Genomic DNA, 5,711 nt, shown 5'->3' on the forward strand with positions numbered 1-5,711 from the left:
CGCTTCGCGAAGTCCGCGGATCCCGTGGATCAGCGCAACGCCCTGGCGCCCCGGATTCTGACCGTCTATCGCACCGACGCGGACCTGCGGTTCACCGACCTGTCGCTGAGCCCGAACGAACGCCCTTACGGTTCGCTGTTCAGTCGCAGAGCCGACCTCACCAACTACGGCCTGGTCGGATTCGGCCGCTTCACCACCGCGGATGCGTGGCTGTCGACCTGGTCGGCGCTGAGCACCAATGCCGACTTCGTCCGATGCGCCCCCGGCGTGACGGTTCCGTCGATATTCGTCGAACTCACCGGCGATCAGGCCTGCTTCCCCGAGGACGCGACGAGGATGGTCGAGGCCCTGGGTTCGACCGACAAGAGCCACACCAGTGTTCCCGGTACCCATTTCGGTGGCCCGATCACCGAGGGCGCGCCGACCGGCGCCAGCTTGGCGGCGGCCGAGATCGGTGCGTGGCTCGCCGGGCGGTTCGGCTGAGCGGCGCGGCACGCTGATCGCCCATCACACCGAACCTACGTACACCAGAAAGATGACACACCTTGACCATCGACTTTCGTGACCAGGTCGCCATCGTCACCGGCGGTGGCCGCGGGTTGGGCCGATCCCACGCCCTCGAACTCGCTGCCCGCGGCGCCCATGTCGTCGTCAACGACCTACCGGTGCCGGGCGCCGCCGTGTCACCCGCGGAGCAGGTGGTCGCCGAGATCACGGCCGCCGATGGTTCGGCGGTGGCCGACCACGCCGACATCACCGACTACGCGCAGGTGGTCGCCATGGTCGACCGAACCCTGCGCAGGTGGGGACGCGTCGACGTACTGATCAACAACGCCGGAATCCTGCGTGACGCCAGCTTCCGAAATGCCGACCTCAGCGACTTTCGCCGAGTCATCGACGTGCACCTCATCGGAGCCGTGCACACGACGAAAGCGGTGTGGGACACCATGATCGACCAAGAATATGGTCGAATCCTGATGACCACCTCCGGGTCGGGGATCTACGGAAACTTCGGCCAGGCCAACTACGCGGCGGCCAAATCCGCGCTCGTCGGGTTGATGAATGTCCTGGCTATCGAGGGACGCCCCAAGGGAATCCGTGTCAACGCGATCGCCCCGCTGGCCACCACACAGATGACCGCATCCCTCTTCGACACCGACACAATAGAATTGATGCGCCCCGAGGCGAGCACCGCCGGGGCACTCTTTCTGGTCTCCCGCGCCGCACCGACCAAGACCGTCCTCGCTGCCGGAGCCGGTGTCTACGCGACGGCCGAAATGCAGGAAACCACCGGGGTTCTGCTGCGCACCGACGAACAGACCGTCGAAGGAGTCGCAGCGCACTGGGAGCAGATCACCGCCGGACCGAGCATCGCCGTCGGGGACCTGCAAGGCCAGTTACGCCGATTCGTGGAACGCGCGAATTCCACAGATACCTGAGTGCACGTCGACCGCCGAGTGCATTACCGGCAGCTTGCTTGTGCCGGTACCCCGGCGAGGCGGTCGGCAAGCCATGCCATCGCGACGTCGGCGCCCAGGATCGTCGCGCTGTGACCGAACAAACCGATCTCGGGCAGCAGAGGTGGATAGTCGAGCTCGTGGTAGATCACGTCGGCGCCCTTCGCGCACCAGTCGACGGAAAGCTGACGGGCCGGCCCGGCCGGCACCGCATCGTCGTTGATGTTCTGCAGGAGCATGACAGGATCGGCGGGCGCGATGGTGCCGAGGGCGAAGCTATCGATCACCGCTCGAACGGCGGGATCTGCTCGCAGCGAGGTCATGATCGGCTGGCCGGTGACCGTGAAGTCCCTGGTATCGCGGAACGCCCAGCGCGCCACGGTTCCGGAAACACATTCGTTGGCGGTGGAGTGCAGAAAGTCGATGCCGCCGGACTGAGCATCGCGGTGACCGTCGAGGTGGGTCCTGGGCCGGATGCTGACGATGGCGTCCTCGGGTGTGCGTTCGATGACCTCGCCCACCTCCGGGGCCCAGCCGGCGAAGGCGGCGGCGATCTCGGCCTTGCCGTGACGCCCATGAACACGCCCGTATCGGATCCCGAAAGGGCTTGCGGGTCGATCCCCACGCGTTCGATGGCCTCCCACGAAACCTCCAGCAGCAACCGCTGCTGTGGGTCCATCGCGAGCGCCTCGCGAGGGCTGACGCCGAAGAACGCAGCATCGAAATCGCCTGCGGCATCAAGGAAGTTTCCCTCGCGCACGTAGGTCGCACCAGGACCGTCCTGGTCCGGAGCGGTCAGCACGGACATATCCCAGCCGCGATCGAGTGGCAGTGGCGCTGCGGCACTGCGCCCGGTGCTCACCAGGTCCCAGAGTTCGGTGGGCGAGGTGATACCGCCCGGATAACGGCACGCCATGGCGACTACGGCAATCGGCTCGGTACGCCGCGACGCGAGCGCCGCGAGCTTCTTGCGCGTCCCCTGTAGCTCGCTCGCGGCCTTCGTCAGGCATGAGCGAAGCTCAGCATGAGTAGCCATCTTCGACACCTCCTGTTACGCAATGACTTACATGTCACGAGCAGCTATCACCCGTGACGGCGGGGCAGGTGAGGGGATCTGTGCGCGCCGCCCCCAGCGCATGCACGGATCCGGCCGGGCGCGCTCGACGAGGGCCTTCGGACAGGATTAGCGGACATCGTCGTCCTGATGTCTCGGTCGCGACAGTGCGACACCGGCGAGGCTCGTTTCGAAGACACACCACCGAGCGTCCCCAGCGGTTTCATTGCCCACGACAACCGAAGCGCGGCAACACTTTTGCCGCTGTGATCAACCTCGGAGATCCCCCTCCGGGTTGTCCTGCCAGCGTATAGAAAATCAATAGTTTCGCAACATTGCACCGTACAGAACACCGGCAGTGCGATTAGCGGCGAGATAGCCGTGCGCAATTGGCGGTCGAACTACCCCTTTTACCGCCATATGGCGGGCTGCTGCACACCCTCGGCTCGCGGCAAAATCGTAGATAGGCCGCGCGGAAGCGACCGATTCGAATGTGGGGAGACGAACATGAAGATAGGTCTGATTCTCGGCGGCGGTGGGGAGGTCGGAGTCGCCTGGGAGACCGGCGTTCTCGCAGGTCTGGCCGAGCACGCAGGATTCAGCGTCACCGACTGCGCGGTCACCGTAGGTACCTCCGCGGGCTCGATCGTCGGCGCAATCGCCACCAGCGGGGCCGACTTGGCCGAACGTGCCCGGGGCGAACAACGCGGCGCCTACGCGACATCTTGGCAGTTGACCCAGCATGAGGCGGACGACGACCAAGTGAGTGCGGGGACTGCCGCGATACCGCCGGAAATGCTGCACCTGCTCGTGTCGACGGAGGGATCCATCCAAGAACGGGCGCGTGCGATAGGCAAGCTCATCCTCACCTCGACCCCGGCGAACGACGACACCGTATTCGCCCAGATCATCGCCTCCCTGCTGCCGGACTCCGTCGCCGATTGGCCGGACACGGACCTGCGGGTGAGCTCCGTCCACTGCGAAACCGGCGACACCGTGCTCTGGAAACGCGCCGATGGCATCGACCTGACCCGCGCTATCGCCTCCTCGTGCGCGGTACCCGGACTGTTCCCCCCGGTCGCCTTCGGCGGCAGCCACTACTGTGACACCCGGCGCACCTCCACCGTCGCCGCACTCACCGCCGAAAAGAACCTCGACGCGATCGTGTTCATCGGCCCCTCGGGAGGCGCATTGGCCAACACCGCCGAGGAAGCCGAACTCGAAGCTGTTTCCCGGCAAGGCGTGCGCGTCGTGAAGATCACCGAAGGACCGGATTTCGCCGAAGTCGGCAACGAACTCCTCGACACCCGGCTACGTCCCCGCGCGGCCCAGATCGGCCTCGAAGACGCCCGACGCTACGTCACAAGTATCGCCGAGCTTCGCTGACATCTGACAGTGTTCCGGCCGCATGCAGGCGACCGGAACACTGGACAGGTCGTCGAATGTGATTGTTCCCGATCCGATTCAGCCAGCCAATCGTGCGAGCCCAGTTCGTTGCCAGCGAGATCGCTGCTGCCGAGGAGGTCAGGTCGTCGCCACCATGGTGCACGACGCGATCGCGAATGCCACGGTGGCCTGAGCGAGAGACTGCATCGCAACGACGGCTCCCGCGCATTCCCTCGGCTGCACAATCGCCGCCGAAACCCCGAACACCGCAATGGTAGGGCAACACCGCCCGCGGCTACGGCGCTTCGGGCATCCGCTACAACCGACCGCACCGCTATTTGCCGATGACCAGCACCCTCCTGGGTTGTAGAAGTTTGGCGTACTGGTCGATATCCCCTGGCGTAAGCCGCTGGACCGACCCATCGGCTAGCCCTGCTCTTCGGGTTTCGATATCGCCGTCGAGCTGACGTCGGGCGCGATGCGGCGGGAGAATCCGGTCAGTACCTGCCCCGGTCCCAGTTCGACCAGTTCGTCGTAGCCGTCGGCAGCGGCCCGTTGGACGGTCTCCACCCAGCGGACCGGGGCCAGCAGTTGGCCGCGCAGCAGGGCGCGGATCTCGGTGGGGTCGGTGACGTAGTCGGCCGTGACCGCGCTGAGCACCGGAACGACCGGCGGGCTGAGAGTGTAGCGGTCGAGTTCGGCGCCGAACTCGGCGGCGATGTCGGCCATCAGGGGCGAATGAAAGGCTCCGGCGACCTTGAGCCGCACCACTTTCGCCGCGCCGGCGGACCGGGCCAGGTCCTCGAGGTCGGCTACGGCGGTGGCGGCGCCGGAGACCACGGTCTGGGTCGGCTGGTTGTAGTTGGCCACGCCGACGACGCCCGAGGTGACGCGGGCGCACAGCGCGTCGACCTGCTCGGCGGGCAGGCCGATGACGGCGCTCATCGCGCCGTCGTAGCGGCGCGAGACCTCGGCCATGAGCTCGCCGCGGCGGCGGACCAGGTGCAGGACGGTGTCCTCGTCGAACACTCCGGCGACGGCAAGGGCGGTGAACTCCCCCAGGCTGTGACCGGCGACCGCCGCGGGCGGCAGCCCCCGCTGCGCGCGGACCGCACTGAGGGCCAGGCTGGTGGCGACGATCGCGGGCTGGGCCACGTCGGTGGCCCGCAATTGCTCGGCGGTGCCGTCGACGCACAGCTGGGTCAGCGGGATGCCGAGAATGTCGTCGGCGCGGCGGAAGACCTCCTCCGCCACCGGGTAGTCGGTGATCCACCCGGCCATGCCGGGCCGCTGGGAGCCCTGCCCGGGGAACAGTGCCAGGGTCCTGGGACCTGTCGCCAGCTGGTCGGGCTGTTCTCGGATGAAGACGTCGGCGGTCATGGGTGGTACCTCCTCGAGGTGAGTGTGGCTGTCATGGAACAGCTTTCGCGGGTGCGGGTGTCGCGGATGCGCGCAGTTCGCTACTCGCGGCGAGGACCGCGAGCAGCCCAGCAACCGCGATCACCGCCGCCGCGGGACGGTAGGCATCGAAGGCCACCGCCACTCCGATGGTGATCGGCAGAACGAACGCCGCACCGAACTGGACACCGGTTTGATACAGCGGCACTGCGATCGGGCGGAGTTCGGCGGGCACGGTGGCGGTCGACTGCATGTTCAGCGCGGCGAACGACAGGACGAACCCGGCTTCGATCAGCAGCAGCACCGGCAGCGCGTCGGTCACGTAGTCGTGGATCTCGGGTCGGGCGAGCAGCAGCAGATGCCCGGCCAGCGTCGCCACCGCGCCGGCGAGGATCAGCCGCGCGGTGCCGTACCGC

General features: G+C 66.8%; 5 protein-coding genes and 2 pseudogenes. 3 read left to right on the plus strand and 4 right to left on the minus strand.

Going from position 1 to position 5,711, the window contains the following annotated elements; translation table 11 throughout:
• Together ACFWF3_RS21860 and ACFWF3_RS21865 are read left to right on the plus strand one after the other, a co-directional pair.
• A pseudogene (locus tag ACFWF3_RS21860) lies at positions 1-483 on the plus strand (alpha/beta hydrolase); the annotation flags it as partial.
• 62 nt (positions 484-545) lie between these two features.
• Entirely contained in the window at positions 546-1,439 is an 894-nt protein-coding gene (locus ACFWF3_RS21865) for an SDR family NAD(P)-dependent oxidoreductase (RefSeq protein ID WP_379315066.1), read from the plus strand.
• Between the two features lie 23 nt (positions 1,440-1,462).
• Here the strand turns inward: ACFWF3_RS21865 and ACFWF3_RS21870 are convergent, their stop codons facing one another.
• Positions 1,463-2,101: a lipase family protein gene (locus tag ACFWF3_RS21870; protein WP_379315067.1), complete on the minus strand. Its 639-nt coding sequence runs from the start codon at positions 2,099-2,101 to the stop codon at positions 1,463-1,465.
• Positions 2,071-2,493 (minus strand): annotated as a pseudogene (locus ACFWF3_RS21875) (beta-ketoacyl synthase N-terminal-like domain-containing protein); the annotation flags it as partial. The gene ACFWF3_RS21870 and the pseudogene ACFWF3_RS21875, both read right to left, overlap by 31 nt.
• Positions 2,494-3,018: 525 nt before the next feature.
• Between ACFWF3_RS21875 and ACFWF3_RS21880 the strand changes: the two are divergent.
• On the plus strand, positions 3,019-3,897 hold the full coding sequence (locus ACFWF3_RS21880) for a patatin-like phospholipase family protein (RefSeq protein ID WP_379315068.1): 879 nt from the start codon (positions 3,019-3,021) through the stop codon (positions 3,895-3,897).
• Between the two features lie 426 nt (positions 3,898-4,323).
• Here the strand turns inward: ACFWF3_RS21880 and fabD are convergent, their stop codons facing one another.
• Both fabD and ACFWF3_RS21890 read right to left on the minus strand, forming a co-directional pair.
• A complete protein-coding gene (gene fabD / locus ACFWF3_RS21885) occupies positions 4,324-5,277 on the minus strand; it encodes an ACP S-malonyltransferase (RefSeq protein ID WP_379315069.1) in 954 nt (317 codons plus the stop codon).
• A 31-nt stretch (positions 5,278-5,308) separates the two neighbouring features.
• Positions 5,309-5,711: hypothetical protein (locus ACFWF3_RS21890; protein WP_379315070.1), on the minus strand; the 403-nt coding region annotated here is incomplete at its 5' end.

The sequence above is a fragment of the Nocardia sp. NPDC060220 genome (assembly GCF_042727815.1).
Lineage (GTDB): Bacteria > Actinomycetota > Actinomycetes > Mycobacteriales > Mycobacteriaceae > Nocardia.